Annotated in this window: 18 protein-coding genes; 12 read left to right on the forward strand and 6 right to left on the reverse strand. The window is 60.5% G+C overall.

The genetic code is table 11. The features are described from left to right. Nucleotides 1–72: 72 nt before the first annotated feature. Nucleotides 73–513 (forward strand): hypothetical protein, encoded by a 441-nt coding sequence (locus AC1RT6_RS01345; protein WP_079447117.1) that lies wholly within the window; start codon nucleotides 73–75, stop codon nucleotides 511–513. 39 nt (nucleotides 514–552) lie between these two features. Here AC1RT6_RS01345 and AC1RT6_RS01350 read toward each other — a convergent pair whose 3' ends face one another. The 3 genes from AC1RT6_RS01350 to AC1RT6_RS01360 all read right to left on the reverse strand — a co-directional run bounded on the left by AC1RT6_RS01350 (nucleotide 553) and on the right by AC1RT6_RS01360 (nucleotide 3,922). Then, complete coding sequence (locus AC1RT6_RS01350) at nucleotides 553–1,116, reverse strand: nitroreductase family protein (protein ID WP_079447116.1); 564 nt, start codon at nucleotides 1,114–1,116, stop codon at nucleotides 553–555. Nucleotides 1,117–1,261: 145 nt separating this feature from the next. Beyond that, nucleotides 1,262–3,304: a threonine--tRNA ligase gene (thrS, locus tag AC1RT6_RS01355; RefSeq protein WP_472790114.1), complete on the reverse strand. Its 2,043-nt coding sequence runs from the start codon at nucleotides 3,302–3,304 to the stop codon at nucleotides 1,262–1,264. Nucleotides 3,305–3,448: 144 nt separating this feature from the next. After that, the gene (locus AC1RT6_RS01360; RefSeq protein WP_244553491.1) at nucleotides 3,449–3,922 is read right to left on the reverse strand and encodes a copper uptake system-associated protein; all 474 of its coding nucleotides are present in this window, start codon (nucleotides 3,920–3,922) and stop codon (nucleotides 3,449–3,451) included. A gap of 28 nt (nucleotides 3,923–3,950) precedes the next feature. On the opposite strand from AC1RT6_RS01360, the gene AC1RT6_RS01365 reads away from it, so the two are divergent. The 3 genes from AC1RT6_RS01365 (at nucleotide 3,951) to AC1RT6_RS01375 (ending at nucleotide 6,260) form a co-directional block, all read left to right on the forward strand. After that, entirely contained in the window at nucleotides 3,951–4,313 is a 363-nt protein-coding gene (locus AC1RT6_RS01365; protein ID WP_079447113.1) for an ArsC family reductase, read from the forward strand. Between the two features lie 286 nt (nucleotides 4,314–4,599). After that, the gene (locus AC1RT6_RS01370; RefSeq protein WP_079447189.1) at nucleotides 4,600–5,244 is read left to right on the forward strand and encodes a DUF47 domain-containing protein; all 645 of its coding nucleotides are present in this window, start codon (nucleotides 4,600–4,602) and stop codon (nucleotides 5,242–5,244) included. A 14-nt stretch (nucleotides 5,245–5,258) separates the two neighbouring features. Continuing rightward, nucleotides 5,259–6,260 carry an inorganic phosphate transporter gene (locus tag AC1RT6_RS01375; RefSeq protein ID WP_079447112.1) on the forward strand — a complete coding sequence of 334 codons (1,002 nt, stop codon included), beginning with the start codon at nucleotides 5,259–5,261 and terminating at the stop codon, nucleotides 6,258–6,260. Here AC1RT6_RS01375 and sugE read toward each other — a convergent pair. Continuing rightward, nucleotides 6,253–6,567 (reverse strand): quaternary ammonium compound efflux SMR transporter SugE, encoded by a 315-nt coding sequence (sugE, locus tag AC1RT6_RS01380; RefSeq protein WP_079447111.1) that lies wholly within the window; start codon nucleotides 6,565–6,567, stop codon nucleotides 6,253–6,255. The genes AC1RT6_RS01375 and sugE overlap by 8 nt on opposite strands. A gap of 179 nt (nucleotides 6,568–6,746) precedes the next feature. Here sugE and AC1RT6_RS01385 point away from each other — a divergent pair, with 179 nt between their 5' ends. Next, complete coding sequence (locus AC1RT6_RS01385; protein ID WP_079447188.1) at nucleotides 6,747–8,366, forward strand: peptide chain release factor 3; 1,620 nt, start codon at nucleotides 6,747–6,749, stop codon at nucleotides 8,364–8,366. 140 nt (nucleotides 8,367–8,506) lie between these two features. Here the strand turns inward: AC1RT6_RS01385 and AC1RT6_RS01390 are convergent, their stop codons facing one another. Next, the gene (locus AC1RT6_RS01390; protein ID WP_244553490.1) at nucleotides 8,507–8,800 is read right to left on the reverse strand and encodes a hypothetical protein; all 294 of its coding nucleotides are present in this window, start codon (nucleotides 8,798–8,800) and stop codon (nucleotides 8,507–8,509) included. A gap of 171 nt (nucleotides 8,801–8,971) precedes the next feature. Between AC1RT6_RS01390 and AC1RT6_RS01395 the strand changes: the two genes are divergently transcribed. From AC1RT6_RS01395 to der, 6 genes are all read left to right on the forward strand, one after another. Next, the gene (locus AC1RT6_RS01395) at nucleotides 8,972–9,556 is read left to right on the forward strand and encodes an NnrU family protein (protein ID WP_079447109.1); all 585 of its coding nucleotides are present in this window, start codon (nucleotides 8,972–8,974) and stop codon (nucleotides 9,554–9,556) included. 1 nt (nucleotide 9,557) lies between these two features. Continuing rightward, nucleotides 9,558–10,382, forward strand: a complete 825-nt coding sequence (panB, locus tag AC1RT6_RS01400; RefSeq protein ID WP_079447108.1) for a 3-methyl-2-oxobutanoate hydroxymethyltransferase — start codon at nucleotides 9,558–9,560, stop codon at nucleotides 10,380–10,382. A 174-nt stretch (nucleotides 10,383–10,556) separates the two neighbouring features. After that, on the forward strand, nucleotides 10,557–12,371 hold the full coding sequence (locus AC1RT6_RS01405; protein ID WP_079447187.1) for a di-heme-cytochrome C peroxidase: 1,815 nt from the start codon (nucleotides 10,557–10,559) through the stop codon (nucleotides 12,369–12,371). 363 nt (nucleotides 12,372–12,734) lie between these two features. Further along, complete coding sequence (locus tag AC1RT6_RS01410) at nucleotides 12,735–13,388, forward strand: tetratricopeptide repeat protein (RefSeq protein ID WP_309775017.1); 654 nt, start codon at nucleotides 12,735–12,737, stop codon at nucleotides 13,386–13,388. Between the two features lie 38 nt (nucleotides 13,389–13,426). Continuing rightward, a complete protein-coding gene (locus AC1RT6_RS01415) occupies nucleotides 13,427–13,945 on the forward strand; it encodes a hypothetical protein (RefSeq protein ID WP_079447106.1) in 519 nt (172 codons plus the stop codon). A gap of 65 nt (nucleotides 13,946–14,010) precedes the next feature. Continuing rightward, a complete protein-coding gene (gene der, locus AC1RT6_RS01420; RefSeq protein WP_079447105.1) occupies nucleotides 14,011–15,393 on the forward strand; it encodes a ribosome biogenesis GTPase Der in 1,383 nt (460 codons plus the stop codon). 451 nt (nucleotides 15,394–15,844) lie between these two features. On the opposite strand, the gene AC1RT6_RS01425 is transcribed toward der, so the two are convergent. Continuing rightward, entirely contained in the window at nucleotides 15,845–16,588 is a 744-nt protein-coding gene (locus tag AC1RT6_RS01425; protein ID WP_079447104.1) for an SDR family NAD(P)-dependent oxidoreductase, read from the reverse strand. A gap of 51 nt (nucleotides 16,589–16,639) precedes the next feature. Here AC1RT6_RS01425 and AC1RT6_RS01430 point away from each other — a divergent pair, with 51 nt between their 5' ends. Then, nucleotides 16,640–17,170, forward strand: coding sequence for a GNAT family N-acetyltransferase (locus AC1RT6_RS01430; protein WP_079447103.1), 531 nt, complete (start codon nucleotides 16,640–16,642; stop codon nucleotides 17,168–17,170). The last annotated feature ends 12 nt before the right edge of the window (nucleotides 17,171–17,182 follow it).

Raw genomic sequence — 17,182 nt, forward strand, 5'->3', positions numbered from 1 at the left:
ATGCTCAATCAAAAGACAGGCCAGGGTTGCAACGCAGTTGAGTCAAACATCCACCAAATCGGGAGATTGCCCATGCTGACGCTGGTTAAGGATGATCTCTCCGTCCAGCAGGAATCGCCGCCGCCTCAACGCGATTACAACCGGCGTCGCTTCCTCTCATGGCTCCGCGACGAGGTGGCGATCCTGCGCACGCTCGGTATGGATCATCGCCGCATCGCCGCGCAGCTCGATATCGAGGAGCACGACGTGCGGGCGTTCTGCCCCAAGCCGAGCGAGAAAGCTCCGCGCCGCAACCTGCCGCGTCGGGCCGTGGAGGCGTTGCTTCATGGCCGCTACGCCTCGCTCGGTGGCCGGACCGTCGCCAAGCGCAGTCGCTATCTCGTCGAGATCGCAACCGCCTACACCTGGGATGAATTGTTGTCCGAGCCGGGCGTCGGATCTGTCACCGCAAACCAGATCGTGCTCTGGCTCGAAGAACGAGACAAGACACTCAAGAGATCGGAAACGGAGTGATCGGCCAGCGCCCGCCACGAGATGCGAATGCTCGAACCGCTAGAATCGGGTGACGATATCCGACAGGGCTGGACGAGGCCGGTCCTTGCTGGGCTTGGTCGGCGTGCCGATATGAATAAAGCCCGCGAATCTTTCGTCCGACTTTAACCCGAGGCCGTCGAGCACGTCGCGATCGTAGGCGAACCAGCCAGTCAGCCAGTTCGCTCCATAGCCGAGCGCGGTGACGGCCGTGACGATATTCATGGCGCTGGCCCCTGCCGACAACACCTGCTCCCACGACGGCACACTGGGGTGTTGCTTTATGCAACTCACCACACCGATTACCAGGGGCGCTTCCATCAACTGGCGCTTTTCGATTTCGACTTCCTCCTTCGGTGCCGACGGATTCTTGCTCGCGTAGACACGAGCGATGACGTCGCCGGCGCGGGCGCGTGCATCGCCTTCGAACACGATGAATCGCCAAGGCGTTATCTTGCCGTGATCAGGCACGCGCGCGCCGATGGTGAGGATGATATCGATCTCCTCAGCCGAGGGGCAGGGCCCGCTCATGTCGCGTGGCTTGACCGAGCGGCGGGTGCGCAGGAATTCGATAATATCGGACATAAGTGCTCTCGTTGAACTTGCTGCCGCCCGCTTGGCTCGCGCAAGGGGGGACGCGATTGTGATCGATCTATTTGCGGGCGGGCGCGTGTTCCTTGGCAAAGCTTGCCGGCATGTAACTGATACGTATCTTTTTCGAAGCCCGCAGCTACTGCGGTATCTTGCGGTGTTGGATGTCCGGCGGCATGGCTTCCTCCACAAGCGCGGCAATGGCCTCACCGGTTGGCATCACCTTCTGGCCATCGCTACCGAGACGGCGGATGGAAACCGATTTGGTCTCAGCTTCCTTCTTGCCGACGACGAGCAAAGCAGGAATTTTCGCTAGCGAGTGCTCGCGCACTTTGTAGTTGATCTTCTCGTTGCGCAGATCGATTTCGACGCGAAGCCCCGCACGCCGCGCTGCGGCTGCGACTTCCCTGGCGTATTCATCACCATCCGAAGTAATGGTGGTGACGACCGCCTGCACCGGCGCGAGCCAAAGCGGAAAGTGGCCGGCAAAGTGCTCGATCAAGATGCCGATGAAGCGTTCAATCGATCCGCAGATCGCGCGATGCACCATCACGGGTGCCTTCTTGCCGCCATCGGCGTCAATGTAGAATGCGCCGAACCGCTCTGGCAGATTGAAGTCCACTTGCGTTGTGCCGCATTGCCAGTCGCGGCCGATGGCGTCGCGCAGCACGTATTCGAACTTCGGTCCGTAGAATGCGCCTTCGCCGGGATTGGTCTCAGTCTTGACCCGGTTGTTTGATGCGGCGATGCGCTTGAGAACATCCGCCATCACCGCTTCGGCGTGATCCCACGCCGCGTCCGAGCCCACCCGCTTCTCGGGGCGTGTCGAGAGTTTCACCGTCAGATCGCCGTCGAAACCGAAATCGGCATAGGTCGAAAGGATCAGTTCGTTGATCTTGAGGCACTCGTCGGCGAGCTGCTGCTCGGTGCAGAAGATGTGCGCGTCGTCCTGCGTGAAGCCGCGCACGCGCATCAGGCCGTGCATGGCGCCCGACGGCTCGTAGCGATGGACCACGCCGAACTCGGCGAGCCGCAGCGGCAGGTCGCGGTAGCTTTTGAGCCCGTGCTTGAAGAGTTGCACGTGGCCCGGACAGTTCATCGGCTTGATCGTGAACCAGCGCTTGTCCTCAGCCTCGTCGCCGGCCGACTGCGCCGCGAACATGTTCTCGCGATACCATTCCCAGTGGCCCGAGGTCTCCCATAGCGACTTATCGAGCATTTGCGGCGCATTGACCTCGTCGTAGTCGCCGGTGAGGCGGCGGCGCATATAGGCGATCACGGCCTGGAAGATGGTCCAGCCCTTGGCGTGCCAGAACACCACGCCTGGACCTTCCTCCTGGAAGTGGAACAGGTCGAGTTCGCGGCCGAGCTTTCGGTGGTCGCGTTTCTCGGCTTCCTCGATTTGCTTGAGGTAGGCATCGAGGTCTTCCTGCTTAGCAAACGCCGTGCCGTAGATGCGCGTCAGCATCGGATTATTGCTGTCGCCGCGCCAGTACGCGCCTGCCACCTTCATCAGCTTGAAAGCGTTGCCGATCTTGCCGGTGGAGGTCATGTGCGGGCCGCGACAGAGATCGAACCAGTCGCCCTGGTAGTAGATCTTGATCGGCTCGTTGCCGGGGATGGCGTCGACGAGTTCGACCTTGAAGGCCTCGCCCTTGTCGCGGAATACCTGCTTGGTCTTTTCGCGATCCCAGACGTCCTTGGTGAAAGGCTTGTCGCGCGCGATGATCTCGCGCATTTTTTTCTCGATCGCGGCAAAATCCTCGACCGAGAACGGCTCGTTGCGGAAGAAGTCGTAATAGAATCCGTTCTCGATCACGGGGCCGATGGTCACTTGCGTGCCCGGCCAAAGTGTTTGCACGGCTTCCGCCAGCACATGCGCGGCGTCATGGCGAATTAGTTCCAGCGCGCGAGGGTCGTCGCGGCTGATGAATTCGATTTTTGCATCCTGTTCGATCGGATCGACAAGATCGCTGACAACGCCGTCGAGCGCCATTGCCACCGTTCGCTTCGCCAGCGATGGCGAGATTCCCTTGGCGATTTCCAGGCCGGTGATGTTTCTCGGAAACTCACGTTCCGCACCGTCGGGGAAGGTGAGAACAACGTTGTCGGTGGGCGAGGCGGGCTTCAAGTTGGCGAGGCCATACTGGAATCCCGACGAGGGGTCTTGTTTGTCGGACATCAGTCTCTCCTGTGGCTCACTCCTGCGAACGAGCGCAGGTAAGCGGGATGCTGCGGTATAGCAGCCGATTTGCGGCATGCAACCGGTGAAAGCCGTCTCCGCCAAATCCCGAGGCGAAAGCCGCCTTTGTCCTTTTACCGTTGATCAGTGCGCCCGATCATGAGCCGGAGGGTGGTTGCCCGCCTCGTCCATCCGCAGCAGCCCCTCAAACCGGGCAAACATTGCAAGCCGGTCGGCCGGAACCGTTTGCTCGGCTTTCGCGAGCGCTTGGGCGAGTGCGTTTGCGACATCAGGGGCAATGCCGGCATGCCGCAAGGCCTCGGCGCTCCTGATTTCGTCTCCCGCGCAGAGGACTATGGTCCAGCGTCCGTGCTTGTTACGGAGGAGCGCCCGCCCGCCGGTCTCGCCCTGCGTCCAGCCCGCAATCGCATAGCCTGCCAGGGCGACCACAGGCGCGACATCCAGCTTTGCTTCCGGCTTGTCGAAGGTCGAATGGAGCAGATCGCGCACAGCGTCCTCGTCAGGCTCCGCGATCGCCGATCCGGCGAGGCCCCAGAGTACGATGAGTGCGGCAAGTAGTTTCGTCAGCACCGAAATCTCCTTATACATCCGCTTCATAATACAACAATCTCCGGAGCGCCTTGCGTTGACCAACACCATCTACGGCATCAAGAACTGCGACACCATGAAGAAGGCGCGCGCGTGGCTCGACGATCATGGCATCGGCTACAACTTTCATGACTACAAGACGGCTGGCATCGATGACGCCCGGCTCAAAAGATGGGTCGCAAAGCTCGGCTGGGAAACATTGCTCAACCGCGCCGGCACCACGTTTCGCAAATTGCCGGATGTGGAGAAGGCGGGATTGACGGAAGCCCGCGCATTGGCACTCATGATTGAACAGCCTTCGATGATCAAACGACCTGTGCTGGAGGCCGGTGGCAAGCTGCTCGTCGGCTTCAAGCCTGAGGTCTATGAAAAAGAGCTTCGACTGCCGAAGGCGAAGTGAAAGGGCTGCTTCGCTAATTTTCTTCACATCGCCGGCGTGAACGGGTCACGGTGATCCAGTCGCGATTTTCGTCGTCTGCGCGATGGTCCGCCGCAGCGGTGGTCAGCGAAATTGCTCATGATTTCAAGCAATCGTTGTGAATCCATCATCCGGGCAGGAGGCCCATAAACCGGTGGATGATCCCGGCGGTTGCGATGCCGATTGCCCACCTTTGCCGGAAATGGTTTATGACATCCCTGCGATCCGGACTGGCGGCCCGGTTCTTGTCTGCAAAGTGGATGTTGCGATGCTGCGTTTGTTCCGGTCCTTTCTGCCGAAAGAGGAGCGCTTTTTCGATTTATTTGCCCGTCATTCGCAGACAGTTGTGCAGGGGGCAGCTGCGCTTCAGGGAATGCTGAAGGGTGGTGAAGAAACGCCGGTTTTTTGCCAGCGGGTCAGCCAGCTTGAAAACGATGCGGACGGCATCACGCGCGAGGTGCTGACGGCGGTTCGGCGCACCTTCATCACGCCATTCGATCGCGTCGACATTAAAAACCTGATCACTTCGATGGATGACGCCATCGACCAGATGCAGCAGACGGCGAAGGCCGTGGTGCTGTTCGAGGTGCTCAGCTTTGAGCCGCCGATGCGTGAGATAGGTACGCTGATCGTGGAATGTGCCAATCTGGTCCATCGGGCGCTGCCGTTGCTGGAGTCGATCAGCAACAACGTCGCGATGCTGATGGCAATCACCGAGGAACTGGGCAAGCTGGAAGGCCGTGTCGATGATCTGCACGATATCGGCCTGAAGGAGCTTTTCTTGAAGCACCGCAACGCCAATGCCATGGACTTCATTGTCGGTGTCGAGATCTACGATCACTTGGAGAAGGTCGCGGACCGCTTCGATGACGTAGCCAACGAGATCAGCAGCATCGTCATCGAGCAGGTATAGGGCAGGGCCGCACCGTGGACGCCATTGGTCTTCCGGTCCTTGTCGGCCTGATCGCCGTCGCGCTGCTGTTCGATTTCCTGAACGGACTGCACGACGCCGCGAATTCGATCGCGACCATCGTCTCCACCCGAGTGCTGCGACCGCAATACGCGGTGGTCTGGGCGGCGTTCTTCAACTTTGTCGCCTTCATGGTATTCGGTCTGCATGTCGCAAATACCATCGGCACCGGAATCATAGATCCGAATGTGATTGACGCGCAGGTGATCTTCGCTGCGCTGGTTGGCGCCATTGTCTGGAACGTGGTCACCTGGGGACTCGGGATTCCGTCAAGCAGCTCGCACGCCCTGATCGGTGGTCTGGTCGGTGGAGGCATCGCCAAAGCCGGTCTTTCGGCGGCGGTCTGGAGCGGTCTGTCGAAGACGTTACTTGCGATCGTATTATCGCCGCTGGTTGGTTTTCTGCTTGCGCTGGTGCTGGTCGCCATCGTCTCATGGCTATCGGTGCGCTCGACGCCTTTCGCGGTCGATCGCGCATTCCGCATTTTTCAGTTTTTTTCGGCTTCGCTTTATTCGTTGGGCCATGGTGGGAATGACGCGCAGAAGACCATGGGCATCATTGCCGTGCTGCTGTTTTCGCAAGGTTATCTCGGCAGCGAATTCAGCGTACCGTTCTGGGTGGTGCTGTCCTGTCAGGCTGCAATGGCGCTGGGAACCCTAATGGGCGGCTGGCGGATCGTGCGGACGATGGGTCTTCGTATCACCAAGCTGACGCCGATGCAGGGCTTCTGCGCGGAGACCGGCGGCGCGGCCACACTATTCATGGCGACGTTTCTCGGCGTCCCGGTATCGACGACCCACACCATCACCGGCTCCATCGTGGGCGTCGGCGCGGCGCGGCGGTTGTCCGCGGTACGCTGGAACGTCGCCAGTTCCATCGTCTATGCGTGGGTCATCACCATTCCCGCATCGGCAATCGTCGCCGCGCTGGCCTATTGGGTCGTGGCATTCGTCAAGTAACAAGCTTTAGCCCGGCGATTCCGGCGACGATGAGGCCGATGCAGGCGAGCCGCGCCATCGTCGCCGGATCACCGAATAGCACGATGCCGAGAATTGCGGTTCCGACCGCGCCGATGCCGGTCCAGACCGCGTAGGCGGTACCGATCGGAAGCGTTTTGAGCGCCAGTCCGAGCAACGCCATGCTGATCGCCATAGCCGTCAATGTCAGCACCGACGGCATTAGCCGCGTGAATCCTTCAGTGTATTTAAGGCCGATCGCCCAGCCAACTTCCATCAATCCGGCGGCGAGCAACAAAAACCAGGCCATAAGGCCCTCCCAAATCATGAGGCAGGGCCGTCCCCGCAGTGGTCGTGTGAGATGGAAGGTCGTCCTTCCCCAGCCTTGATATGGGGCAGGCGGGAGCGCCCGGCAAGCTCCCGGCGGCGCTTGAGGTACGGGATGGAAACCCCTTGATCCGGCCGATTTTCCCTGCCACACGCTCGCTGATGTCCGACCTCGCTTTGCAGACTGACACGTCTCCGCGCTCGCCATTGGCGGCCGAAGTCGCGCGCCGGCGCACTTTCGCGATCATCTCGCATCCGGATGCCGGCAAGACGACGCTGACGGAAAAGCTTCTACTGTTCGGCGGCGCCATCAATCTTGCCGGGCAGGTGAAAGCAAAAGGGGAGCGACGCAATACCCGTTCCGACTGGATGAAAATCGAGCGTGACCGTGGAATCTCGGTGGTCACTTCCGTGATGACGTTCGAGTTCGATGGCCGGGTATTTAACCTGCTGGACACGCCTGGCCACGAGGACTTTTCCGAGGACACCTACCGCACCCTGACCGCGGTGGATTCGGCCGTCATGGTGATCGACGCGGCAAAGGGCATCGAGGCGCGCACCCGAAAGCTGTTCGAGGTCTGCCGTCTGCGTGATATCCCGATCATCACCTTTATCAACAAGATGGATCGGGAGAGCCGCGATACCTTCGAGTTGCTGGACGAGATTGAGAAGACTTTGGCGCTCGATACCACTCCGATGACATGGCCGGTCGGACGCGGCCGCGATTTTCTCGGTACCTACGATATTGCGACCGGCGGCATCCGCCTGCTCGAGGGCAGCGGCGCCAAGACCGGCGCGGCCGAACGGATCGACATCGCAGATCTCGCGGCGCGCAACGCCAATCTGAATGTCGATGAGGTCAGGGAGGAACTGGCGCTGGTAACCGAAGCCTGCAAGCCGTTCGAGCTTGAGGCATTTCGCGAGGGGCACCTAACCCCGGTGTATTTTGGCTCGGCGCTGCGCAATTTCGGCGTCGGTGATCTTCTGGAAGGACTCGGAAAGTTCGCGCCTCCTCCGCGCGCGCAGGAGTCCAATCTGCGCAAGGTCGAGGCCGATGAGCCGCGCATGACCGCCTTCGTATTCAAGATTCAAGCGAACATGGATCCCAATCATCGCGACCGCATCGCCTTTGCGCGTCTATGTTCCGGCAAGCTCACGCGCGGCATGAAGGCGAAGCTGGTGCGCACCGGCAAGCCGATGCCGCTGTCGTCGCCGCAGTTCTTCTTTGCGCAGGATCGCGCCATTGCGGATGAGGCTTTCGCCGGCGACGTGGTCGGCATTCCCAATCATGGTACGTTGCGGATCGGCGATACCCTGACCGAAGGTGAGGATGTCACCTTTGTAGGTGTGCCGTCGTTCGCGCCGGAAATCGTGCGGCGAGTGAGGCTAACCGATGCGATGAAGGCGAAAAAGCTGAAGGAGGCACTGCAGCAGATGTCGGAGGAGGGCGTGGTGCAGGTTTTCCGCCCGCGCGACGGCGCGCCTGCTCTCGTCGGCGTTGTCGGGATGTTGCAGCTGGATGTGCTGAAAGCTCGGCTCGATGCCGAATATTCGCTGCCGGTGGATTTCGAAATCTGCGAATTTCAGCTTGCGCGCTGGATTTCATCCGACGACCGCAAGAAGCTCGATGCCTTCATCGCCGCCAACGGCTCCGGCGTCGCTGACGACGTCGATGGCGACCCGGTATTTCTGGCCAAGAACGAATTCTATCTTGGCTACACACGAGATCGCGCCGAAGGTATCGTCTTTTCAAGCGTCAAGGACGTGAAGAAGTCGGCATAATCCCGCAACGAAAAACGGCCGGTGTCTGGACCGGCCGTTTCCCGAAAAACGCGTACTAGTGGAGTGAGTTTGACATTCGATAACCACTTTTGCAGCAAACCCGGCAAGCGAATGTCAAATTCAAGGTCCCACTAGAGCCACTAGCGCATCGAGCCGCCCGTGCGGGCGCTGCCATTGATGTTCGCAGGCGGCGTATCTGCCGAGCCGGAGGCGCCAGCATCGACCCCGCTGCGCCCTGGCGCCGCGCCGACCGTACCCTTCGCCGATCCTTTCGGATGAACCTTCTGGGTATGCGCGGATCCGGACGCTCCTGCGCTGCCACGAATGCTGTCGTTCTGCTGTGCTTGACCCTGGGGTGAGAGCTGCTGGGCCTGGGCACCGGCAACTCCAAAGGCTGTGATAGCGGCGGCGGCGACGAGAAGTCTGACGTTCATTGAAAGCTCCATCTGGTTTGGTGGAGCGGTGATCGTGCGCTGGCGTTCTTCGTTTTTTTTAGGTGATTGCTAGGTGTTGTTGCGACGAAAACGTGTTTGCCTCTGTTATTGCGCCGTGTTGCCTGAAACTCCTCAAAAATGTTAATCGAGACCAGCTCATAGGAGGATACGATGGGACTACTCGTGATGATTGCTGGCCTTGTTGTGTTCCTCGGGGTGCATCTCGCGGCAACTAAGCGCGATTTTCGTGCGCGGTTAATCTCGTCCTATGGCGAAGGACCATACAAGGTCGGGTTTTCGCTGATCTCCGCGGTTGGTGTCGCGCTGATTGTGTGGGGATTCCTGGACTATCGCGCCACCGGCTGGATCGACGTCTGGCATCCGCCGCGCGTGATGAAGCACATCGCGGAAGCGCTGATTCTGCCCGCTATCATTCTTATGGTCGCGTCCTATATCCGCGGCCGTATCTACGCGAAGCTGAAGCATCCGTTGTTGGTAGGGGTGAAGCTGTGGGCGACGGCGCATCTGCTCGCCAACGGAGATCTCGGCTCGATCATTTTGTTCGGATCGATTCTTGCTTGGGCGGTTATCGATCGCATTTCGCTCAAACGCCGCTCGGATCCAAGCGGCCTACCGATTCCAGTCGGCGGGGTTCGCAACGACGTGATTGCGGTTATCGTTGGCCTCGTCCTTTATCTTGCACTCGGCGCTCTCTTCCATCCGTACGTTGTCGGCGTTCCCGTCTTCGGAGCCTGAGATGTCGATTCAGTCGACCATCAGTCGCAGGACAGCACCCGACATTCGCGCTCGCAAGAACAGCGATCCAATCGTGATGCTGACCTCGTATCATGCTCATACAGCAGCACTGGTCGACCGCTATTGCGATGTCATCCTGGTCGGCGACAGTCTGGGTAACGTGATGCACGGTTTCGAGACCACCGTGCCGGTCACGCTCGACATGATGATCCTGCAGGGCCGCGCGGTGATGCGCGGGTCACAACATGCATTGGTCGTGGTGGACATGCCGTTCGGCTCGTATGAGGCCTCGAAGGAGCAGGCGTTTCATTCCGCCGCGCGCCTTCTCAAGGAGACGCTTTGCGGCGCGGTGAAGCTCGAAGGCGGCGTGAAGATGGCGGAGACCATTGCATTTCTTTCCGAGCGCGGAATTCCCGTCATGGGGCATGTCGGCCTGACACCGCAATCGATCAACACGCTCGGCTCATTTCGTGCGCAGGGACGCGAGGAAGGAACTTGGCAGCCGATCGAGGACGATGCGCGTGCCGTGGCGGAGGCGGGCGCGTTCTCGATGGTGATCGAAGCGGTTGCGGAGCCGTTGGCGCGCAAGATCACGGAAACGGTGGCGATCCCGACGATCGGCATCGGTGCCAGTCCCGCCTGCGACGGCCAGGTGCTGGTGTTGGAGGACATGCTCGGCTTGTCGCCGCGAGCGCCGAAATTTGTCCGGCGCTATGGCGAACTCGGCCCCATGATCGAGGCCGCGATCGAAGGCTATGCACGCGACGTGCGTAGCCGCGCCTTTCCCGGTCCCGAACACGTTTATGCGATGAAGCCGAAGAGCTAGATCGCCATGGCCGGTTCGAACTCCCCATCAAGTTTATGATCGCTTGACTAGAATTTTCTTGTTGTATCAACCATTGCGAGAACACGCTATCCGTGCGAAGTAACGTCCACCGCTCGCTTGCGGTGTGTCAACAACAACATGGCAGCCCTAAATGGCTGTGCGCTCGGAGCACAGATGCGAACTCTTATTCTGGCCCTCGTCCTCCTGAATTTTCCTCTCGCCACCTCATCCTTTGCCGACGAGTCTGGTCCGGTATTCGTTGACCAAGGCTCAGCTTGGGATATGCCTAGCCGCACCGATTTCTACACGCGCGATCAAGGTTCGCGCCTCATTCCATTGGCGTGGCTCAAGGCACTCAAGCAAGCTGACGGGGCTCCCTTTCTTTCCGGCGGGCTGACACGATACGGATATTTGCCGGCGCTCGATGCTTCGCAGGAGCTTCCTGTCGGTTTTTATGCATCAGGCCCGACGGGCGCGAAGGTTGTCGGGATGACGTGCTCCGCCTGTCACACCCGCCAGATCAAGGTCGCAGAACGGCAGTATCGTATCGATGGCGGGCCGGCGCTCGTCGATTTCCAAACGTTCTTAAGCGATCTCGATAAGGCGATGGCGCGGGCAACGTCCGACGATGCCGCGTTCAATGCATTTGCAGCGTCTGTCCTTCAGACGGCCAAGCCCGATAGCAATAAAGTCGCCGCGCTGCGGAGCGACGTCGATGCATGGTACGTGCGATACCACACCATCATTGATCGATCTCTTCCGAACCCCGCCTGGGGATTGGGGCGCCTCGATGCAGTCGGCATGATCTTCAATCGCGTGACGGGGTTGGGCATCGGCCCGGAGCCGACATTTTTGATCCCCGAAAACATTCACAGAGCCGATGCGCCGGTACGCTATCCTTTTCTCTGGAACGCGCCAAAACAGGACAAGACGCAGTGGCCCGGATTCGCCGATAACGGGAGTGATATCCTCGGGCTGGCTCGGAATGTTGGTGAAGTGATGGGCGTGTTCGGCAACTTCCAGCCGACGCACGATGGCCTGTTTATCGACTTCCTGAACAATAATTCGGTGAATTTTGACGGGCTGCAAAAGCTTGAGGATCTGGCAAAGAAAATCGGGCCGCCGAAATGGCCATGGTCCGTCGACACCGCGCTGGCGGCCAAGGGCAAAACGATCTTTGAACGGTCGGCTGCTGATGGCGGCTGCCAGGAATGCCATGGCCAAAAAGCCGGCACGGAGCGTTTCCCATTTCAGCAGACCTGGGCGACGCCAATTCAGAACGTCGGGACGGACACGCGTGAATACGATATCCTGGGATGGACGGCCAAATCGGGAGTCCTGAAAGGTGCTTACATTCCGTTCGCGACCAAGCCTCTGAAAGAAACCGACCTCGCATTCAACATCCTTTCGACCTCGGTGATAGGCACGATCGGAGAGCACGTCCTGAGCTTTTCGAAAGGCACCTCACCACGAGCCCTTGGTGTTTCTGCCAAGCCCGAGGTCGCGCAGGGCGCGTCCGAGCCTGTCGATGCCACTCGACTCCCAACCGTCTTGCAGGACTTGCCGGGTGCATTCAGGTTTCCCGACGCCGCTGCAACTCCTGAAACCCGTCTTCGACTCGACATGGATGCTGGAAGCTCAAGCTCGAAAACGGACGCTGCAGCCCCAACGCCCCCGAAGGGCGCCTATGAATCGCGGGTTCTCTACGGCATATGGGCGGCCGCTCCGTACCTGCACAATGGCTCGGTCGCGAGTCTTGCCGAGTTGCTCAAGCCTGCAAGCCAACGGCAGCAGCGTTTTGCGATCGGTCCCGACTATGACGTGAATAACATTGGCATTGCTTTAAATCAGGCCCAGGCCGGCAATGTTCGCGAAACAACCGGTTGCGACGATCTGAACTCAGGCAACAGCCGTTGCGGTCACGAATTTGGGACGAGCCTGCCGGATGCTGACAAGAAAGCTCTTCTCGAATATCTGAAAACGCTTTGACGGCTGGCCTGCTTCGCCAAGCGTATTTCGTAACACCGTTCCGGCCTTACGCGACGTCAACCTGTTGTTCATCGAACAGCGTGGATGAAGACAAGTGAAGCTGGGACGGTGTTGTCAGCATGAAAAGTACCGCTTGGCATCGCGTTCTTCGTGACACAGGAACTCCGGCAGTCGAGCCTCACCGTAGCGTCATGTCCTCGGGCTTGACCCGAGGATGGAATCCGGTTCGCGTGAAGAAAACGCTTTAGCCGATCGGACTCGCTTTTGCCTTGTCGGTGCCATATCGCTACGATATCGCGGTCGCTATTGGTGGGGGCGCGCGCGGCGCGGCGCTGTGGTTTGGGGAAGCGGGGATAGCAGTAAGTGACTGAGATATTTAGTGAAATTGATGATGAGCTGCGTCGCGAACAGGTCCAGAGAATTTGGAGCCGCTATTCGGCGCTAATCATTGCCGCTATCATTCTCGTGATTGCCGCTGTCGGCGGTTGGCGTGGATACCAATATCTCCAGACCCAGAAGGCCGCCGAGGCCAGTTCGACCTTTGAAGCGGCGGCTGCGCTGGCCGATCAAAACAAGCATGCCGAAGCGGAAGCGGCTTTCACCAAACTGGCGGAGACCGCACCGCCCGGATATCGTAATCTGTCGCGGCTTCGCGCCGCTGCTGAAGCCGCCAAGCATGACGTCAATGCAGCGGTGAAACTTTATGATGCGATTGCCGCCGACAGCGGGTTCAGCAGCGCCGAGCGTGATCTTGCGCGGGTGCGCGCCGCCGGATTGCTGGTGGACACCGAAACCTACAACAACATGCTGCAGCGGCTCGAGCCGACGACTGCGCCCGAGGCGACCTTTCGCCATACCGCGCGCGAGCTTTTGGCGTTATCCGCCTGGCGCAACGACGACACCACGGCTGCACGGAAGTGGCTCGACATGATCAGCGAGGACGGCCAGACGCCGTCCAGCCTGCGCAACCGCGCCGAAGCCCTGCAAGCTTTGCTGCCGCCGGTTGCGAAGAGCTGAGCAGGTTTGTCGAACTCAAGCTTGAACGAGAACCGTCGATGCGCCGCTCGCAACGCCTATTGACTTTCGCTGTTCTGATTTCGCTGTGCGGCGTGCTGGCTGGTTGCGGTAGTGGCGGCCTGAACAATTGGGATCCGTCCGATTTGCTCGGCTTCCTCGATACGAAGAAGAAGATGCAGGGTAACCGCCAGCCGGTTTTCCCGGGTGGCGTTCCGGGCATCGAGCAAGGCGTGCCGAAGGATCTTTACAAGAGCGACGGCGAGCTTCAGCAAGCTCAGCCTGCCACGGCACCGGCGCCGGAATCGGGGCGGGCGCGACAACAGGGCGCAGCAAACGGCTCGTCCGGTGGCGCCGAGGCCGCCGCCGCTGATGCCGGCACTGCCGCCGCCGCGCCCAGCAAGCCCAAGCGTCTCGTTCATCGGCGGGCCACGTCCCTGCCAAAAGAAGAGTCCCCGTCGGCGCAGCAGGCTGCACCGCCGCCGCCTGCCGCACAACAGACCGAGCCGGCAGCGTCGCCATTCCCGGCACCGATGCCCAGCGGCAGCTTCTCGCGCTGACAGCGGTATCGGCGCTGCTGAAACACTGGTATTGAGACGCCGCCCGGAACGGGCGCGGAGCTTCGATGCCCTTCACCATTGCCATCATAGGCCGACCCAATGTCGGCAAGTCGACCCTGTTCAACCGTCTGGTCGGGCAGAAGCTGGCGCTGGTTGATGACGAGCCAGGCGTCACACGTGATCGCCGCGAAGGACAGGCTCGGCTCGGCGACCTCGATTTCACGGTGATCGACACCGCTGGTCTCGATGAAGGTCCGCGCGGCTCGCTGACGGCGCGAATGCAGGAGCAGACCGAAGCTGCGATTGCAGCCGCCGATGTCCTGATGTTCGTATTCGATGCGCGTGCGGGCCTCACGCCGACCGATCGTTCGTTCGCCGATTTCGCGCGCCGCGCCAACAAGCCGGTTGTGCTCGTCGCCAACAAGAGCGAGGGCAGGCACGGGGACGCCGGGGCTCTGGAATCCTATGCGCTGGGCCTTGGCGATCCGATCGGGGTGTCCGCCGAGCACGGCGAGGGCATGAGCGATCTGTATGACGCATTGCGTGCCGTGATGCCGGAGCCAGCCGAAGAAGCCGAGGAATTCGACGATGACGACATCATCGAATCCGACGATATCTCGCAGCGGCCGATCCGCGTGGCGATTGTCGGGCGCCCCAATGCCGGCAAATCGACACTGATCAATTATCTGCTTGGGGAAGAGCGGCTGCTGACCAGTTCCGAAGCCGGCACCACGCGGGATTCCATTTCGGTCGAGCTCGACTGGAAGGGACGGGATTTCCGGATCTTCGACACCGCCGGGCTACGGCGCAGGTCGCGGATCGAGGAGAAGCTCGAGAAACTGTCCGTGGCGGATACGTTGCGCGCCGTCAGGTTCGCCGAAGTCGTCGTGCTGATGATGGATGTGCAGAACAAATTCGAGGAGCAGGACCTCCGCATCGCCGACCTGATCGAACGTGAAGGCCGCGCTCTGGTGATCGCCGTCAACAAATGGGATCTGATGGATCGGGGATCCGGCCGGATCGCGTCGCTGCGCACCGATGCAGATCACTGGCTGCCGCAGGTCAAGGGCGCGCCGATTGTCGCGGTCTCCGGCCTGACGGGCGACGGGATCGACGGCCTGATGACGGCGATCCAAAGCGCCTACGCCGTCTGGAATCGTCGTGTGCCGACCGCGGCGCTCAATCGCTGGTTCGAGCAGGCGGTCGATGCCAACCCGCCGCCAGCTGTTTCGGGTCGGCGATTGAAACTCAACTATGTAACCCAGGCCAAGGCGCGGCCGCCGAGTTTCATTGTGTTCTGTTCGCGGGCGGACGCGGTTCCGGAATCCTATCTGCGCTATCTCGTCAACAGCCTGCGCGGCTTTTTCGATCTCCCCGGCACGCCGATCCGCGTCACGCTTCGCGAAAAAGCTAATCCGTTCGCGCATAAGCGCAAGCGCAAGTCATAGCGCGCACCGCTAATCGATTTGTCGATCAGAATTGCCAGAAGCAGGACGCCGTCACCGGCTGCAAGGAGGCTGTGCGCGCTGCAGAAGATGCGCTCTGTAATTCTCCAACAAGTCGGCGGCCAATCCGGCCGGAGTTCGGCAGTCGCCGTCGGCCTTTTCGTCGGACGGTGAGTTCTTGAGGGTAAAAGCGCGTATCACGCGCTCGACAACGGCTTGCATCGACAGCTCCTGACCCGCCCGACACCATCCATCGCGTACTTCCAGTCATTTGTGAGGCGGCCGTCCCCAAACGGTTCAATACGCCGGCGGTGGCGGAACGCGACCGATGGCGGCCAATCGCCGGCGCGCCTACAGCGTTTTCGAGCGAAGTGGAAACCGGTTCGCGTGAAGAAACGCGTTAAATCAAAATCATGGAGCTCCGCTTCTGATTCCCATCCGAAGCGGAACGGCTCTAGGCCGGCGGCGAGCCGAAGCTCATAACCTCGCCACTGGCGTAGTCGTATAGTTTTCCGGTCTCGCTCCAGGAGGGAAGGCACATCGGTATAATGAGATCCGCAACCTGTTCCGGCGTGTCCAGCGTCATGGGATCCTCGCCGGGGAACACTGTGGCGCGCATCCGGGTCCGGACCGGTCCCGGATCGAATAGGTTGACGCGGAGCGGAGTCGAGGCGGTCTCGTTTGCCCAGCATCGCGCCAGCGTGTCCAGCGCCGCCTTCGAGGCTGCGTAGGGGCCGCGATAAGCGTTGGCCTCGCCAGCAGCGCTGGCGGTAACGAATACCGCGCGTCCGGCATCCGATTGCTGCAGCAACGGTTCCATGCAGCGGATCAATTGAAAATTCGCGGTGACGTTGATCGCCATCACGTCCTGCCATGGCTTCATCTCGATGTGGCCAAGCGGGGAGGATGGACCGGCGATGCCTGCGTTGCCGATGAGGATATCGAGTTTGCCGTGACGCTCGTTCAGGGCCGCGCCGAGCCGTGCGATTCCATCGAAGTCGGTGAGATTGAGCGGCACCAGCGTCGCGTTGCCGCCGTCCTTGCGGATGTCGTCGTCGAGTTCTTCGAGCCCGCCTTGCGTGCGCGCAACTGCGATGACATGCGCGCCGGCTTTGGCAAGCGCGCGTGCGGTGGCGTAGCCGATGCCGCGCGAGGCGCCGCTGACAAGCGCTATGCGGGAGGCGAGCGGTTGTGTCATGACTGGGGTGCTTCGTGCTAGGGGGGGACGAGGACGGAGGTTCTGTGCCTTATGCCCGAATTATCTGGCGAGGCCAAAGGCGAATGGAGGCCGATGGTGCCCAGTGACCTGCCGCAGGTGCTGGCAGTTGCAAAAGAGGTTCATCCAGCGTTTCCAGAGGATGCGGAAGTGTTCGCCGAGCGGCTCTGCCTTTACACGGCTGGCTGCCTGGTCTTCCACGCCGGCAGGACTATCGCCGGCTATGTCATCAGCCATCCGTGGCGGGCCAAGGATCCGCCAGCGTTGAATTCATACCTCGGCGAGTTGCCCAGGCGACCTGAAACTTACTATATTCACGACCTTGCATTGCTGTCCGGGTTGCGTGGGACCGGCGCGGCGTCATTGGCGGTGTCGCAGGTGCTCGTGCGAGCGGGTAAGGAAAGACTCGCCACCGTTTCGCTGGTGGCAGTCAATGACTCCGCGGGATTTTGGGTGCGACATGGCTTCCGCGCGATCCCGCTCGACGAGATCGGTGACGTCACACTGATGCGGAAGCTGCATGGTTACAGCAAAGCGGCGTCGTTCATGGTCCGGCAGTTTTGACTGCGGACGCTT

The sequence above is a fragment of the Nitrobacter sp. MLSD-S21 genome, from assembly GCF_058809865.1.